This window comes from Geomicrobium sediminis (assembly GCF_016908595.1).
Classification (GTDB): Bacteria; Bacillota; Bacilli; order Bacillales; family Marinococcaceae; genus Geomicrobium_A; species Geomicrobium_A sediminis.
This window is the reverse complement of sequence record NZ_JAFBEC010000008.1, coordinates 156,000-170,907: the sequence shown is the minus strand read 5'-3', so window position 1 is coordinate 170,907 and position 14,908 is coordinate 156,000. Positions and strand designations below refer to the sequence as shown.

Genomic DNA, 14,908 nt, shown 5'->3' with positions numbered 1-14,908 from the left:
TACCTTTCGGCAATGGGAGTTTTCAATCTAATTTGGAGGTGAGTAAGTTGGTTACGAATGACGAATTAAAGTTTTACATCGTACATCACATCAATGTTCTAGGTGTAAAGCGCGGAGTGCCGCAAGTAGCATCAAAGCTAGCATTCGATGAATCTTTCATTCGTAGAGTTTATGCCAAACAAAAAAGAGCCGTTTGAGCGGGCACTCAAATCGACTCAGGGGTTAACCAAAACAATTATAGCTCCATTGTAGCCTAACCCCAGCATTCATGCAATGGGAGCATTGGAGGAACGTATGAAAGTAAAAGAATTGATTGAAGAGCTATCGGAATGTGACTTGGGAGCATCGGTGCGAATCAGAGTGCTTGGTATTAACGAAGATGAATCTACAGAGGTCGTCGCAATAGAGGATATGTTTTCTTACGACAACGTGGAAGACCTTGTTTATATCGTTACTAAAACTGAAGACAATGTACTTGTTGATGCTAAGGAATACGACAAACTCTTGCAGAATAAGGGTGATGCAAATGAATAAGTTGAAACGTTTGGAGCAATTAGGAAATGATCTTGAGAAGTCACACAAGGAGCTAAAAGAACTAGGTCGTTTTTCAGCTCACTATAATACATGGTCAAAGCAACTAGAAATTATAACTGAGCCAGAAACGTTTTTCGCACTATTTGATTCATATGAAATTGAGCATTTGAACGTTTTAGGAACAGACCTCAAGTACAGATTTAATGTTTGCCATAACGGAATGTATTTTTACACGGTGATTAGCGAAGCTGAGTATCTTCAATACGTTAAGAAAGGTGATGTTGTTGGATTATGAAAAAGATCCAGATTGTTAAACTGTCACTTAAAAACTTTAAAGGCATCAAGTCGTTTGTATTACAAGCAGAAGGTGCGGACCTTATGGTGTTTGGAGACAATGCGACTGGTAAGACAACGATCTATGATGCGTTCTTATGGCTCTTGTTCGGCAAAGACTCTACGAATAGCAGCAAGTTTGCGATTAAGACACTGGATCATAAAGGTGAGGTCTTACACGGTCTCGAGCATGAGGTGGAAGTTGTACTGCTAATTGACGGGGTAGTAAAGACACTCAAAAAGGTGTACAGCGAAGAGTGGACGAAAAAGCGTGGCAGAGCAGACAAAGAATTTACAGGACACACGGTTGACCATTATGTAGACACCGTTCCGGCTAAGAAGAAAGAGTTCGATGCTGAGATTGGCAACATTATTTCAGAGGATGTTTTCAAGTTATTAACTTCTCCTTCGTATTTTAATGAGGAATTGAAATGGAAAGACCGTCGAGAAACGTTGTTGACGCTCGCCGGTGCAGATATTGAAGATCAAGAAGTCATTGCTGCGGATAAGAGTCTTGAGAAATTATCCTCTATTCTCAGTGAGCGACCGGTGGACAAGCACCGAGAAATCGTTAAGAAGAAGCAAAAAGACATTAACGAAGAGCTACAAAAGATACCAGTGCGTATTAGTGAGGTGTCCCGCGGTTTGCCTGATTTGAACGGATTGGATCAAGAAGAACTTCACGCTGAATCGCAAGCACTCGAAGCGGATATTGGCGCTAAACAGGATGAAGTAACTCGCTTAAACTCTGGTACGGAAGTGACTGAGCAGAAGCGTTTGCTTAGCGAAATTGAAACCGAAATTAATGAAATCAAAGCAGAGTATCAAGCACACAATCAAAAGCTTGTTTCGGATTTGTCTGAACGAATCCACAGCAAGAAGCTCGAAGCAAATAACATCCAATCAACAATTCGCTCACATCAGCAAGAAATCACTAGTGCAGAACAAAGTATTGCTCGTTATACAGAACAAGCGAACGGCTTACGAGAAGATTGGAAAGCCATAAACGATCGCTCGTTTACATGGAACGATCATAGCCACGATGCAGGAACGGTTTGCCCAACATGTGCACAGAGTTTACCAGAGGATCAAATTGCCGCAGCTAGAGAAAAAGCTGAGCAAGCCAAACAAACTGCACAAGATGCATTTAATCAACGCAAAGCTTCGCAACTAGAAGAGGTAGTGGCAGAAGGCAAGCGTTTGAAAAACCAAATCGAAAGCTTTGAGCAAGTAATTGAAGGCAAAAAAGCGACAATTGAAAGCGATGAAGTTGAGTATCAAAAAGCTCTAAATTCGGTTCAATCACTCGAGGCTGAATATAAAACAGCACAAGAAAAAACGATGGATATTAGTGAGTCGTTTGATTATCAAGAAAAAGTCGATGAGAAGAATCGTATCAACAGTAAGATCGATGAACTTAAACAAGGTGCTCAGAATGCTGTTAGCGCAGTTCAAAACGAAATTGTTGAACTGAAAGAGAAATTAAGCGCTGTGAAGAGTGATCTTTATAAATTTGAGCAAAGCAAAACTGGTAAGGCAAGAATTAGTGAGTTATCTGTACAAGAACGTGACTTAGCCGATCGTTACGAAGAGTTAGAAGAGCAACTATTTTTAGCAGAGCATTTTACTCGCACGAAAACACAAATCATTGAAGATCGAATCAACGGCAAGTTTGAGTTTGCGACATTTAAACTCTTTGAAACACTGGTTAACGGCGGGGTTGAGGAAACGTGCGAGACGCTTTATAAAGGCGTACCTTACTCTAAAGGGCTCAACAATGCAGCGAGAATCAACGTTGGACTCGACATTATTCGTACTTTGTCCGAGCACTACGGTATTTCCGTACCGATCTTTATCGATAACAGCGAAGCAGTGACAGAGCTTTTTGACATCAATGCACAGACGATTGCTCTTACGGTTTCAGGACAGGACAAGCAGTTACGCGTTGAATATGCTAGCGAGCGACACAAGGAGGCGATCTAATGAAACGGTATTATATTTTATCCCTGAAGCACTCGGTAGGCGACCACTACACTTGGTGGCGCCCCGGGGCATGGGGTTATACCCGAGATTTGAATCAAGCTGGAATATTTACTGAGGACGAGATCGAAAAGGAGCCTAGTTATTTTTCAAACGATTGCACAATGCCGGTTGAAGTAGGCTTGGTAAATCGCTCTCAAACAGCAACGATCGTGATAAATGATACTAACAATCAAATTGTATTTAACATCGAAGAGCACTTATCTAATCAATTACAGGAGGCTAACTAATGACAGCAAAAAATGAACTCGCAATGATAAAAAAAGACACCGTTGATGTAGTTGCAAGCAAAGTTAAGGAATTTCAAGAAAAAGGAGAGCTTCACTTTCCTGTTGGGTATTCTCCAGAAAATGCAATGAAGTCTGCCTGGCTCACTCTACAGAGCACACAGGATAAGAATAAGAAACCTGCTTTAGAAGTTTGTACGAAAGACAGTGTTGCTAACTCACTGCTTGAAATGGTTGTTCAAGGATTAAACCCAGCTAAGAAACAAGGGTATTTCATCGTCTACGGTAATCAACTAACGTTCCAACGCTCTTACTTTGGAACAATGGCAGTCACTAAAAGAGTGAGTGGGGCTAACGAGATCGATGCCACAGTCATTTATGAAGAAGATGAAGTGGACTATGACATGTTGAATGGACGTATAACCAACTTACAGCACAAGCAAAAGTTCGGAAACATCAAAAAAGATAAGATAGTCGGTGCCTACGCTGTAATTAAGTTGCCTAACGACCAAGTCTATACGGAAGTAATGACGATCGATGAGCTTCGTATGGCATGGAGTAAGGCACAGTTTTGGGGGAAGGATCAGACGAAAGAAAAGGCTGGGTCCACACATGATGAATTTAAACAAGAGATGGCAAAGAAAACCGTTATAAATCGTGCTTGTAAGCGGTATTTAAACTCCAGTGATGATTCATCTCTTGTTATGGATTATTTCAACCGCAATGATACTGCAGCAGAAGAAGCAAAACATCAGGCGGAACTTAGCGAAAACGCAAATAAAGAGGTCATTGATTTCGAAGCGGAACCGGTAACTGAAGAGGAATCTGAGGTTGTTTCTCAGAGCGAATCAGAATCGCCAAAGGACGATGGTCAAGTATTTAGCAACGGGGAATCTGAAAAGACTTCAAATCAAGAAAGTAATGAGCCACCGTTTTGATCAATATAACGGTGCTCGCTACGGGGTCAACAGGTAACTGTTATCACGTTACAGACGGCAAAACTTCAGTTCTGTTGGAAGCTGGAATTCGATACAGAGAGATTCAACGCAAGCTGAGTTTCCAAACCAGAGATATTGCAGGGTGTCTTATAACTCATGAACACCTGGACCATTGCAAGGCGATCGGTGAGGTGACAAAAGCAGGGATTGATTGTTATATGTCGCAAGGCACAAAAGATGCTGTAAAAGATGATCACCATCGAATGCATGTCGTTGAATCGAAGAAGCAATTCAAGCTAGGATCATGGACAGTGTTGCCGTTTGACGTACAACACGATGTATCAGAGCCATTAGGGTTCTTGCTTCAAAACGATGCAGGAGAACGGCTCCTGTTCGCTACAGACACGTATTATATCCGTTACAAATTCAAAAACCTCACCCATGTGATGGTAGAGGCCAACTACAGCACTCAATTACTTGATCAAAATATAGCGGAGGGCATTGTTCCTCCATTCATGAAGAAGCGTTTAATGAGATCACATTTTAGCATCGAAAACGTTAATGAATTTTTTAACTCAAATGATCTATCGAAACTACAAGAAACGTGGTTGCTGCATCTTAGCAATAACAATAGTGACGAGGATCAGTTTAAGCGCATCATACAAGGCGTAACGGGTAAGCCGGTCTATGTTGCATGAATATCGTGTGCCGATCCCTTATGAGTACCTTGAGATCGCAAAAGAAAGCCCAAACAAAAGGCAGACATTCGCAACCTTTGCTCGTGGCTACATTAAGAGTCAGTACCCAGAATTTGAGTTCGTAAGAATCGATAAGATGGATGTTATTTGTAAGAAGAAAAGTTAGAGGGGAGGGGTGATGTTGCAAGGATACATCAAAGATCATCGGAAGGAATTAGAAAGTGATATATGGATGATGCCCCCTCATTATCATCGGATTTGGCAATACCTTAAATACTCAGCTAATCATCAAGACAAGCGCATTCCCTTCGATGATTGGTTTATAACAATCAAAGCAGGTCAACACCTCACCTCCATTCGAAAGATTGCTAAAGGAGTTGGTTGGTATGAGAGAGGGCAGTTCAAAGAGTTAAATCCAAAAACAGTTTCTAAGGTATTAGAGTGGCTCGTTAATCAAAAGATGATTACTGTAAGTAACGGTCAAAGTAACAACAAGTATACACTCGTAACCCTTTTAAATTGGGAATCATACCAGACTTCGATCAATGAAGGTAACGATGAAAGTAACGGAGAGGGAACACCTAAGGAACAGTTACTGGATATAAACAAGAATGTTAAAGAATGTCTTAAGAATGATTTTACTACTACAGCTACTAATATGCGCATGGAAGAAAGTGACGGAGTGCTTACAGCCGACCGTAACGGTGAGTCTGTTTCGAAAGCAGACGAAATATCACATACTTCTGCCGACCCTGTTCGAACGATCTTGGACAAGTATATTCAGTTGCGTGGTAGTGGATTCATGGAAAGCACAAAAGATTTTACAGCAGCACAAGAGATTGTGGGTGCGGGTGTCAAACTCGATGACGCTCTGGAGTGGCTACAAGAGCGGTTTGATACCTATGCCCCACGACATAACCGAGATAGGATTCAAAGCCTTGATTACTGTGTTGGCTTTATCTTAGATCGACACCATGACAAACAATCACGACAGGATAATCAAAATGGGGTGAGTAACGATGACAAAATTTCAAAGCGTGGAAGAAGTTATGGCGGATATGGAAAAGTATCAAAAACTGCAGAAGAACTTCTCGCAGAAGTCCAGTCTTCCAAAGAAGCCTGGGGCGGATAACGAATGCCCTAAATGCAACGGCAAGGAGCTTGTTTTTTACAAAGTATACAGAGATGAAAATGATGAGTTTGGGACTGATTGGGCGAAACCTTGTGAGTGCTCGGCGAGGAAAGAATGGCAGCGGCGTTTTAAAAGCTCAATGGTCCCTGATGAGTTTGTAGATGCTCGACTTGATAACTTCAACATGGACACTAATATACAAAACCTCATGCATGAGATGACCGTGGATTATTTGCAGGAATTTAGTGTTTATACAGCAGAGGATGGTCGGCAAGAAAAGAAGTTCAGCAACTACAATTTCGGGCTTATAGCAGAAGTTGGTGAGTCTAGTATGCGTGAGCTTAATCCAGTAGACCGCGCAAAGATGAAAAAGCTTAAAAACAACTTCGGGATCGGCAAGACTCACCTTCAAATGGCTTTGGCTAAAAAGCTAGTGAAAGACGGTTTTAACGTATTGGTCGTATCGGATGTCACGTTTATTGATGATCTTATGCAAGCTCGAAAAGCGGATGATAACAACGAGTCGTATTTTAAACTGCTAGATAGCGCCTTAAAAGCGGATGTACTCATTTGGGATGACATTGGAAAAGTAAGCAATACAGAGCCTCGTGAACGGATGTACTACACCATCATTAATGAGCGATATAAACGTAATAAACCCATTGTTTTTAACTCTAATGAAGATCGTAGCTCGCTCGCTGAAAAGATTGGTTATGCAGGTGCAAGCCGATTATTTGGAGAGTGTGGACGATACTTACTTGAGGCATCTGGTAAAGATATGCGGTTTAAGGAGGTTGCGTCCAATGTGTAATGTCTGTGACGGAACGGGGATCGTATACACGCAATTAAGCTACGGATTGCAAGCAGTCGGATGCATTGCTTGCCCTCCAGCTGAACACGATCGACGAGAAAGTGAACGGATTGAAAAATACGAATCTTTGAAAAAGCGAATTGAGGACCACATCAATACAAGGAGGTGTGCGGTGTGATCCCAAGGATTTTGCATTACCCAGGCAGTAAGTGGCGAATTGCTAAATGGATAATTGAACAAATGCCGCCACATGAGACTTATTTGGAGCCGTTCTTTGGGTCAGGCGCCGTACTCTTTACTAAGGACCGAAGCAAACTTGAAACAGTGAATGATCTCGATGAAGATATAGTCAATTTATTTAATGTCATACGTGAGCAACCAGAGCGATTAGCTCATGCGATTTATTACACGCCACACTCAAGACAGGAATATTACAACAGTTACCTCGAGGCAGAAAATAATGTTGAGAAAGCAAGGAGGCTTATTGTACGACTTTGGCAGGGTAGGGGTGGTAAAACTGCCCATCGTACGGGATGGCGTAGCATGATCGAAGGAAATGGACCGTTGCCAGGCAAAGAATGGTTAGCCTTTCCAGATAAGGTAGTATCGATATCTGAACGTTTGAAAGGGGTTCAGATTGAAAAACAACCTGCAGTAAAACTCATTCAAAGATACGCAAGGCAAAACGTATTAATTTATGCAGATCCTCCTTACCTTTTAAATACAAGAACAACTACAGCATACAAGCATGAAATGTCAGATAGAGACCACGAAGAACTTTTAAAGGTTCTAATCGATCATCCTGGACCAGTACTTTTATCGGGATATAAGAGCGATTTGTATGAAGAGATATTGAGTGATTGGAAAAATGAAACGATCTCTTCCGTTGCAGAAGCTGGTGCAAAAAGAGAAGAAGTACTTTGGCTTAATCCTATAGCTGCTGATTGGGTTTATGGTTTACGACTCTGTTAGGAGGCGATCAAGTGATTGACCGAGTAAGCGTTGGTAAACGTTTAAAAGAGCTACGTAAGCGTAGGCGTAAAAACACGACAATTAAAGAAGTCGCAAAAGCCCTAGGAATCCATGAAAACTTATTATCAAGCTATGAAAAAGGCGAGCGGCTTCCATCACCTGACAGAATGATTGTCATTGCTGAGTATTATGGGCAACCGGTTGAAGCCATCTTCTTTGCTTATAGGATTAACAAGTTGATAAAGGAGGCGGAGTGAGTGGAAGATGATTGGGTTAATGATGCGGAACACCATTGTCGGTACTGCAATATTGATTTCAAAGTCTACGTTTTAGGTGATCAACCAGAAGTTCATTTTTGTCCTACGTGTGGAACAACCCAATTTGACTAAGGAGCGAAGGGCGATGAGTAAAGAACAGAAGTTAAAAGAAGTCCTAGAAAGACGGAGGCAATGGGGGAAAACAAGAGATAGTGATTTTGTTTGGCTAACACAAAACTTAAACAAAGCAACGGTATTTGAAGATAAAGAGAAAGCTATAGAAGAGTTTAAATATCATGAAAAGATGATTCTTGAAATGTTTGGAGAAGGCGCAGTATGTAATTTCGGTTATACAAACATCATGAAACATTTTGAGTTTGTGGAAGTGGAAATTTCAAGATAAAAGTCATCGGCAACATTTACGAACATCCACATTACTTGAAGGAGGCTAGTTATGAGTAGGGAGATTAAGTTTCGTGGTAAATCTATTCAAGAGGGTCAATGGGTTTACGGATCAGCCATTTTAGATTACGAAGAAAAGATTGCTTATATAGAAAATATGGGCAACGGTCCAGTCCCTGTTGAGTGGGAGTCAGTCGGTCAATACACAGGACTCATGGACGTTGAACAATTTAACGAACCTAAAGATCTATATACTGCCGATATTGTCACAATGCACCAATTTTTATTTGATGGAACTGAGTATGAAAACGAAATTACAGGCGTTTTGGAATATGATGAAGAGCTAGCTTGCGTTTGCTTAACGAAAATTAAACAAAAGGATATACAAAAGCACATGGGATACGAGGATGATCAAGACGGATTTGAGGGAGAGAAAGTCCCTGTCTGTAATTTCCATGGGCTACATGAATGCAGTTGGACTTATCTAGGCAACATCTACGAAAACAAGGATTTACTGGAGGCTACAAATGGAGCAGCTGTCCCTCCTATCGCCGATTGATGAGGTTGAGATAGCGATCGAGGAGCTTATCGAGACAAAGGTACTGAGGTACAGAGTGCAGCACGATCACGGGGCGGTGTTTACCGCATACGCGCTTACAAAGTACCACATATATGATGTGCTGGTCGCAAGGGACAAGCCATTTAAGAGCAGTGTGGTTGCTAAATACAGCATAGATAGAGTCAAAAAACACATCGGTAAGGTATTTAAGGAGTTGGAGTAGTGAGCTATTGCAAGAAATTAGAAGTGTCAGCAATTTTAGCAAAAGATAACCGAATATTAAGCACGGGGAAAAATAATCCAATTAACGAGTGCAACAATACCGACTGTCACGTTGACGGTCATTGCATCAACACCGTACATGCTGAGGCATCAGCCATTGTAAAAGCGGGGAGCAAGGCAAGAGGAGCGACACTGTTTGTATCACATGAACCATGTTGGCAGTGTCGCAAGCTCATCATAGCTGCAGAAATTAAGACGGTGGTTTATTACAATGCGTATCCAAATCCACTTAATGAGCGTTTTGTAGGTGATGTTGAGTGGATCCATGAAACAAAAGAGGGGATGCATGAATTTGTTCGACCAGTTGGTTTTTAGAAGGGAGAAGGAGTAATGGCACAGTTAAGAATGGCTGCGGATGAGTACCGAAAGAAGGTTGGACAAGGCAATCGAGGTATGGCCTTTGAGACAGCAATCAATCATACAAACCAGATGTATGCATATCAAAATATCGCTCTTATCAATAAACGATCTACACCAGTCAAGGTGACACGAAGCAAAGGCACTAAGGTAGTATCTGGTTACTTTGAAAACAAGAGCACCGTTGACTACGACGGCGTGTATCGAGGTCATTCAATCGTTTTTGAAGCCAAATCGCTGTCTGGCAAGAGTTTTCCGTTAAATAACGTAGCGGATCATCAATATGATTACCTGGATCAAGCGCAAAAGCACGGAGCACGTTCATTCTTACTCATCGAGTTTAGAGACACCAGAGAGGTGTTCCTGCTCCCATACGTAACATTGAAACATTACAAGAGCAAAGCAGATGCAGGTGGTCGTAAGAGCATACCTCTGGAGGACTTTGAAATACATGCATATGGTGTTGAACAAGGTCGGGGCGTTCGAGTCGATTATCTTGCTGCGGTGGAACGGTGGATGAAGGGGTGAGGGAATGACTGATCGACTGAAGGTCGTCCATTCGAGAGTAAATAAGGCGATTAACAAGAAAATCAATGCTGCTCATACAAGGAACGACAGCAAAGAAGTCATGGCATATATAAACGGCTTAATGGCTGCAAGACGGATTATAAAAGAAGAAATGGAGGAATCGGAATGAATATACAATCGGGGGAAGTTGTGATGTTTGAAGGTGAAGAATATGAGGTCTTAACCAAGACATCGACAATCATTAATGACGACTTTGACAGTTTAGGCTTAACAAGGTTTGTTATTTGGTTAGAAAATCTTCGTACAGGAAAGTGCAAATTTGTATTTGAGGAAGATCTAGAAGAATTAGTGGGGGATTCGGAATGAAAACCATGACGAAAAGTGAGCAATTAGAATGGCAACGTAAGGTGATCCGTGAGGAGATTGATCAAGAAGAGGTTAATAAACGGGCTAGAGAGTTAGCAGGGAGGGTGTAAAATGTGGAAACTATTATCGGAGCTAGAGTGCGTCAAAGAGTACGGTCTAGGGCATAGGATAGCTCACCTACTAGGGATTCAGATGTTATCTAAATGTTCAGCAACGATTTATAAGAAATAAAAAAAAGGCCCCTCTCGGAGCCTGTCGCTAGGTAAAGCTTAACATAATGGGAGGGGTAAGAATATGCCAGAAACAAAATTAGAAACAATGACAGCTGAGATTGATTGCTCTGTGAATGCGATGTACATCGTGAAAGATGGAGTAGTGAAGATGATCCCCCCTCTTAGCAGTGGGTACGGCGAACAACATGCTGTTTGGCAAAACGGGAAAATTGATCGAGTCGTAAATAAAGAAATTATAAAAGTTTAAGGCGGTGAAGGTATGCTGCAGAAAGTATTTGATTATCAAAACAAGCAAGTGCGAACTGTGATTGTTGATGATGAGGTATGGTTTGTTGCAAAAGACGTGTGTGAGGTCCTTGAAATTCGAAATAATCGTGATGCGGTTAACCGATTAGATGACGATGAAAAGGGTGTCGTTAATACCGACACCCTTGGTGGAAGCCAAGCCATTCAAGCGATCAACGAGTCTGGCCTCTATGCTTTGATTTTCACTAGTCGAAAGAAAGAAGCGAAAGCCTTTAAGAAGTGGGTAACAAAAGACGTTCTTCCCACAATCCGTAAAACAGGTAAGTACGATCAAAATAAGCCCTCATATACCATCGATGATCCGATCTTAAGAGCAAAAGCCTGGATCAAAGAACAGGAACAAGTGAAGCGATTGGAATTGAAGGCAGCAGAATACGAACATAAAGCTCGATACGTTGATCAGATCCTAGCATCCAAAGGTACTGTAACCACTACACAGATCGCAAAAGATTATGGCATGTCAGGTGTTAAGCTAAATGCAATTCTTAAAGACGAAAAAGTCCAGTATAAGCAAAACGGTCAGTGGCTCTTGTACAGTCAATACCAGGCTAAAGGGTACGTTGAGTCTAATACCGTTGACATCACCCATAGAGACGGCAGACGAGGTGCTGTTATGCATAATCGATGGACGCAAAAAGGTAGACTGTTTATTCATGATATTCTTGAAAAAAATGGGATATTAGCACTAAAAGATCAACAATTGACTGGATAAACATGGTATAATTAATGAGCATAACCTTTGCAATATTTGGAGGTATCAATGATTCAACAAACCTGCACTAAATGCAAAGTAACAAAAGAAATTAATGAATTTACAATAAACAGAACGAAAAAAAGTGGGTTTGAATCACGATGCAAGACTTGTAGAAATGAAGACAAAAGAGAGTATAGAAAAAGAGATCACGTAAAGGTTAAGGAGCGTGCTTACGAAAAAAAGTATCGTAAAGAAAACCCAGATAAGTTAAAAGTATATAATAAGAAGCGTTGGCAAAATCCCGAGGTTAGAGCCTACAAAGAAGAATACAGAAAGAAAAATCCGGAAATATTTAAAAAAAGTTATAGAAAATATAAAGAGAATCATTTTGACAAGTACACTGTCACCAAGCATTTAATTTTTGCGAAGGAAAATGGGTTGAGGGCAGATTGGACAAGAGAAGAATACAACGATTTAGTTGAATTCTTTAATGGTAAGTGCCCACTTACAGGCGATACCGAGGATTTAAGTGTTGATCACTTTATTCCTATTTCTACAGGTCATGGCGGAACTTATTCAGGTAATATTGTAGTAATAAGTAAATCAATGAACTTGCGAAAGGGAAATAAAAATCCCTTTTTATGGGCAGACACTCTTAAAGATGAAGAGATACAAGGTTTCATACGAATGGTTAGATATCTTGCAGATAAAAATAACATGTCACCGGAAGAATTTAAAGATTATGTAGAAGGCTGTTTCAATTAAATAAAAACGTCTTTGAGCAAAGCCTGCAAAAGACATCAATTCCTTAACGGGGATTGGTGTCTTTTTTGTTGTTAATAAAGGGGGTAAAACCGTGAAGCAGAAGCATAAACAAAAGCGTGACGTTACAATCCGAGAGATCATTCAAAGCAAATGTAAACATGAATGGATTGAGATGCCTGAGAAGGAAAACAACAAAGTGGCTGAATTGTGCAAAAGATGCAAACTTAAAAGAGTAACTACAATTCATTTAATTGATTCCCCAATTAAAGCTACAAAGAACACAGAAAAATACTCACCTGGTGAATTGCGTCAGTTAATGGGTGTGTCTCGTCAAATCCATCATAGAGGAAGAGGCGGCGCATTCAGATCTAAATAGTGAGGTGATTTTGATGGAAGTTAAAGAAATAGAGGAACTAATTAGCGACTATCGTTGGATGAAGCGTGAAGTGTTACGTCTTGAGGAATTGTTAAGTAATATGACGGTTAAGTCTTCACATAATGACAACTTAACTGTGAATTATGACATTGAAGCCACGCTTCCAAAAGGATCGTCAGGTATGAGCGCTGCTGAGTATGATCAATTGGATCGCAGAGAAAGGAAACTTATTGACCGAATTAATCGTTACAAAGAAATTATAGAATTCGTTGAATTAGGTGAAGATCATCTACAAAACCCAATTCACGTGGTTATTTATAGCTGCATGATGGAAGGTATGAGTTATCGTGCTATTGCTGCGCACTTAGAAATGAGCAAAGATATGGTTCGGAAGCATCGCGACAACCTTATTAGCCATTTAAGCCAAAATCGCCACTATAGCCAAACTTGGCGGTATTTGAAATACCAAAAACAAATTGTTTAAACTGGTGGTGGTAGGGCAGTTTTTAGAGCACTTACTTGGTTGGTAAACCATTGTGGCCATAACGATTTACTCGTTGTGGTTTTTTTATTTATAATTTAGAATTATATAAACTGAATTATTAATGAGGTGATATTTATTACTGCATTTGCTGAACTAATAAGTGAGAATATGAATGTAATCATACCGATTGTCACTTCTTTTGGAGGTGTAATTCTCGGAGATTACTTATCTAAAAAGAATAGTGCAAAGCATGAGCAAAAATTCCTTAAAAAAGGAATTCTCATAGAAAAATTACAACTTGGTTTGGATGAATACAGTAAGATTAGTAGATCAATATCAAGAATTGACTTGCTTGTGAAGAAGTTACACTTCAATGGTATTGAATTTGATGAGTTTAGACTTTCTAAATTAGAGCATGAATCCGACATCGCTAACTCATGTAGAAAGTTAAGTATAAACACACCAATTTTAACGAGCTATGAAAAACAATATGACGAATTTATTGAAAAATATATTGTAGCAAGTAACATGATGTATGATACATATATTGAAAAGAACAAAAACAAGAAATTCTATAAGGATAAAGTATTTAACTATAATCAGATCACTGAAGAATATAAAGAGTTATTAGAATATATTTCAGGTATTCAAAAACAAATGAGTAATGATTTAAAAGAACAATTAAAATAACACTCTTATAGGGTGTTTTTTTAATGCCTTCGTTGCCAACAGAGCCTATAGAGGAGTGAATGAAACTCCTGCTCTGTTGAGAGCGAATGCAAAACAAACATAATATTGTGGGGGTGGCGGTGCATGTGACATGACGGATCAGCAAAAGAAAGCCTGGCGTGATTACTGTAACGGAATGAAATATAAAGACATCGCAGAAAAACATGGCGTCTCGCTAAACACCGTTAAAAGTTGGAAGAAGCGCCACGCTTGGACTAGGGAAAAGGGTGCACCCAAAAAGCCAGAGGGTGCACCCAAAAAAGCAGGCGCTCCAAGAGGCAATAAGAACGCCATTGGTAATAAGGGTGGCGGTGCTCCAGTTGGAAATAGCAACGCATCTACTCACGGCTTTTTTCGCACCATTTTTCCAGATGATGAAGAGACGTTAGGTATCATCGATGCAATTATGGTTAAGTCGCCAGTGGATATATTACACGAGAACATCGTCATTAAATATGCTGCTATAGCTAGGGCTCAGAAGATCATGTTCGTTATAGATAAAGATGAGTTAATAAAAGAGGTCAGGAAGACCGAGACATACTCTGACGATAATATGACAAACGAAAAGGAAGAATATGAAATTCAATTCGCCTGGGATCGTCATGCTACGTTTTTAAATGCTCAATCAAGAGCGATGGCCGAACTCAGAAGCTTAATAAAAGACTTTATGCTGCTATCAGGTCAAGACGATCAGAGACGCTTACAAATGCAACAAATGGAGCTCGGTATTGAAAAGGCTGAAATCGAGCTAGGAAATATGCGTGGCGATACCGACGGCGATCCACATGAGCAGGTTAGAAATTACGAGGAAGCACTTAATGCGACTGTAGAAGACGTTTTCACAGACGATGAGGTAGAACAGCATGAAGAAGATTAAAAAGGTCA

Annotated in this window: 27 protein-coding genes; all 27 read left to right on the top strand. The window is 40.3% G+C overall.

Going from position 1 to position 14,908, the window contains the following annotated elements:
• Positions 1-47: 47 nt before the first annotated feature.
• A complete protein-coding gene (locus tag JOD17_RS14420; RefSeq protein ID WP_204698600.1) occupies positions 48-197 on the top strand; it encodes a hypothetical protein in 150 nt (49 codons plus the stop codon).
• 97 nt (positions 198-294) lie between these two features.
• A complete protein-coding gene (locus tag JOD17_RS14415; RefSeq protein ID WP_204698598.1) occupies positions 295-534 on the top strand; it encodes a hypothetical protein in 240 nt (79 codons plus the stop codon).
• Positions 527-829, top strand: coding sequence for a hypothetical protein (locus tag JOD17_RS14410; RefSeq protein WP_204698596.1), 303 nt, complete (start codon positions 527-529; stop codon positions 827-829). The genes JOD17_RS14415 and JOD17_RS14410 overlap by 8 nt, the downstream gene beginning before the upstream one ends.
• Positions 826-2,850: an AAA family ATPase gene (locus JOD17_RS14405; RefSeq protein WP_204698594.1), complete on the top strand. Its 2,025-nt coding sequence runs from the start codon at positions 826-828 to the stop codon at positions 2,848-2,850. The genes JOD17_RS14410 and JOD17_RS14405 overlap by 4 nt, the downstream gene beginning before the upstream one ends.
• On the top strand, positions 2,850-3,137 hold the full coding sequence (locus JOD17_RS14400; RefSeq protein ID WP_204698592.1) for a hypothetical protein: 288 nt from the start codon (positions 2,850-2,852) through the stop codon (positions 3,135-3,137). Before JOD17_RS14405 ends, JOD17_RS14400 begins: the two co-directional genes overlap by 1 nt.
• A complete protein-coding gene (locus tag JOD17_RS14395; RefSeq protein WP_204698590.1) occupies positions 3,137-4,072 on the top strand; it encodes a recombinase RecT in 936 nt (311 codons plus the stop codon). The genes JOD17_RS14400 and JOD17_RS14395 overlap by 1 nt, the downstream gene beginning before the upstream one ends.
• On the top strand, positions 4,069-4,770 hold the full coding sequence (locus JOD17_RS14390) for an MBL fold metallo-hydrolase (protein WP_204698588.1): 702 nt from the start codon (positions 4,069-4,071) through the stop codon (positions 4,768-4,770). The genes JOD17_RS14395 and JOD17_RS14390 overlap by 4 nt, the downstream gene beginning before the upstream one ends.
• A gap of 232 nt (positions 4,771-5,002) precedes the next feature.
• Complete coding sequence (locus JOD17_RS14385) at positions 5,003-5,902, top strand: hypothetical protein (protein ID WP_204698586.1); 900 nt, start codon at positions 5,003-5,005, stop codon at positions 5,900-5,902.
• A complete protein-coding gene (locus tag JOD17_RS14380) occupies positions 5,790-6,713 on the top strand; it encodes an ATP-binding protein (protein WP_239575555.1) in 924 nt (307 codons plus the stop codon). The genes JOD17_RS14385 and JOD17_RS14380 overlap by 113 nt, the downstream gene beginning before the upstream one ends.
• A complete protein-coding gene (locus JOD17_RS14375; protein WP_169963395.1) occupies positions 6,706-6,891 on the top strand; it encodes a hypothetical protein in 186 nt (61 codons plus the stop codon). Before JOD17_RS14380 ends, JOD17_RS14375 begins: the two co-directional genes overlap by 8 nt.
• Positions 6,888-7,685 carry a DNA adenine methylase gene (locus tag JOD17_RS14370; RefSeq protein ID WP_338028806.1) on the top strand — a complete coding sequence of 266 codons (798 nt, stop codon included), beginning with the start codon at positions 6,888-6,890 and terminating at the stop codon, positions 7,683-7,685. The genes JOD17_RS14375 and JOD17_RS14370 overlap by 4 nt, the downstream gene beginning before the upstream one ends.
• 11 nt (positions 7,686-7,696) lie before the next feature.
• Positions 7,697-7,942 (top strand): helix-turn-helix transcriptional regulator, encoded by a 246-nt coding sequence (locus tag JOD17_RS14365; RefSeq protein ID WP_338028805.1) that lies wholly within the window; start codon positions 7,697-7,699, stop codon positions 7,940-7,942.
• Complete coding sequence (locus tag JOD17_RS21565; RefSeq protein WP_275581847.1) at positions 7,943-8,074, top strand: hypothetical protein; 132 nt, start codon at positions 7,943-7,945, stop codon at positions 8,072-8,074.
• 13 nt (positions 8,075-8,087) lie between these two features.
• A complete protein-coding gene (locus tag JOD17_RS14360) occupies positions 8,088-8,345 on the top strand; it encodes a hypothetical protein (protein ID WP_204698584.1) in 258 nt (85 codons plus the stop codon).
• Positions 8,346-8,396: 51 nt separating this feature from the next.
• Positions 8,397-8,903: a YopX family protein gene (locus JOD17_RS14355; RefSeq protein ID WP_169963387.1), complete on the top strand. Its 507-nt coding sequence runs from the start codon at positions 8,397-8,399 to the stop codon at positions 8,901-8,903.
• Complete coding sequence (locus tag JOD17_RS14350; protein WP_169963385.1) at positions 8,872-9,126, top strand: hypothetical protein; 255 nt, start codon at positions 8,872-8,874, stop codon at positions 9,124-9,126. Before JOD17_RS14355 ends, JOD17_RS14350 begins: the two co-directional genes overlap by 32 nt.
• Positions 9,126-9,500: a deoxycytidylate deaminase gene (locus JOD17_RS14345; RefSeq protein WP_169963383.1), complete on the top strand. Its 375-nt coding sequence runs from the start codon at positions 9,126-9,128 to the stop codon at positions 9,498-9,500. Before JOD17_RS14350 ends, JOD17_RS14345 begins: the two co-directional genes overlap by 1 nt.
• A 15-nt stretch (positions 9,501-9,515) precedes the next feature.
• The gene (locus JOD17_RS14340; protein WP_239575550.1) at positions 9,516-10,070 is read left to right on the top strand and encodes a Holliday junction resolvase RecU; all 555 of its coding nucleotides are present in this window, start codon (positions 9,516-9,518) and stop codon (positions 10,068-10,070) included.
• Between the two features lie 4 nt (positions 10,071-10,074).
• Positions 10,075-10,239 carry a hypothetical protein gene (locus tag JOD17_RS14335; RefSeq protein ID WP_169963381.1) on the top strand — a complete coding sequence of 55 codons (165 nt, stop codon included), beginning with the start codon at positions 10,075-10,077 and terminating at the stop codon, positions 10,237-10,239.
• Positions 10,236-10,436, top strand: coding sequence for a hypothetical protein (locus JOD17_RS14330; protein WP_169963379.1), 201 nt, complete (start codon positions 10,236-10,238; stop codon positions 10,434-10,436). Before JOD17_RS14335 ends, JOD17_RS14330 begins: the two co-directional genes overlap by 4 nt.
• Before the next feature lie 294 nt (positions 10,437-10,730).
• Entirely contained in the window at positions 10,731-10,916 is a 186-nt protein-coding gene (locus JOD17_RS14325; RefSeq protein WP_420827942.1) for a DUF3954 domain-containing protein, read from the top strand.
• A 12-nt stretch (positions 10,917-10,928) separates the two neighbouring features.
• Positions 10,929-11,687 (top strand): phage antirepressor KilAC domain-containing protein, encoded by a 759-nt coding sequence (locus JOD17_RS14320; RefSeq protein ID WP_204698582.1) that lies wholly within the window; start codon positions 10,929-10,931, stop codon positions 11,685-11,687.
• Between the two features lie 48 nt (positions 11,688-11,735).
• Positions 11,736-12,434 carry a hypothetical protein gene (locus JOD17_RS14315; protein ID WP_204698580.1) on the top strand — a complete coding sequence of 233 codons (699 nt, stop codon included), beginning with the start codon at positions 11,736-11,738 and terminating at the stop codon, positions 12,432-12,434.
• A 91-nt stretch (positions 12,435-12,525) separates the two neighbouring features.
• The gene (locus tag JOD17_RS14310) at positions 12,526-12,810 is read left to right on the top strand and encodes a hypothetical protein (protein WP_204698578.1); all 285 of its coding nucleotides are present in this window, start codon (positions 12,526-12,528) and stop codon (positions 12,808-12,810) included.
• A 13-nt stretch (positions 12,811-12,823) separates the two neighbouring features.
• Positions 12,824-13,294 carry a sigma-70 family RNA polymerase sigma factor gene (locus JOD17_RS14305; RefSeq protein WP_204698576.1) on the top strand — a complete coding sequence of 157 codons (471 nt, stop codon included), beginning with the start codon at positions 12,824-12,826 and terminating at the stop codon, positions 13,292-13,294.
• Positions 13,295-13,462: 168 nt separating this feature from the next.
• Complete coding sequence (locus tag JOD17_RS14300) at positions 13,463-13,984, top strand: hypothetical protein (RefSeq protein ID WP_204698574.1); 522 nt, start codon at positions 13,463-13,465, stop codon at positions 13,982-13,984.
• A gap of 130 nt (positions 13,985-14,114) precedes the next feature.
• The gene (gene terS, locus JOD17_RS14295) at positions 14,115-14,900 is read left to right on the top strand and encodes a phage terminase small subunit (protein ID WP_204698573.1); all 786 of its coding nucleotides are present in this window, start codon (positions 14,115-14,117) and stop codon (positions 14,898-14,900) included.
• Positions 14,901-14,908: the final 8 nt, after the last annotated feature.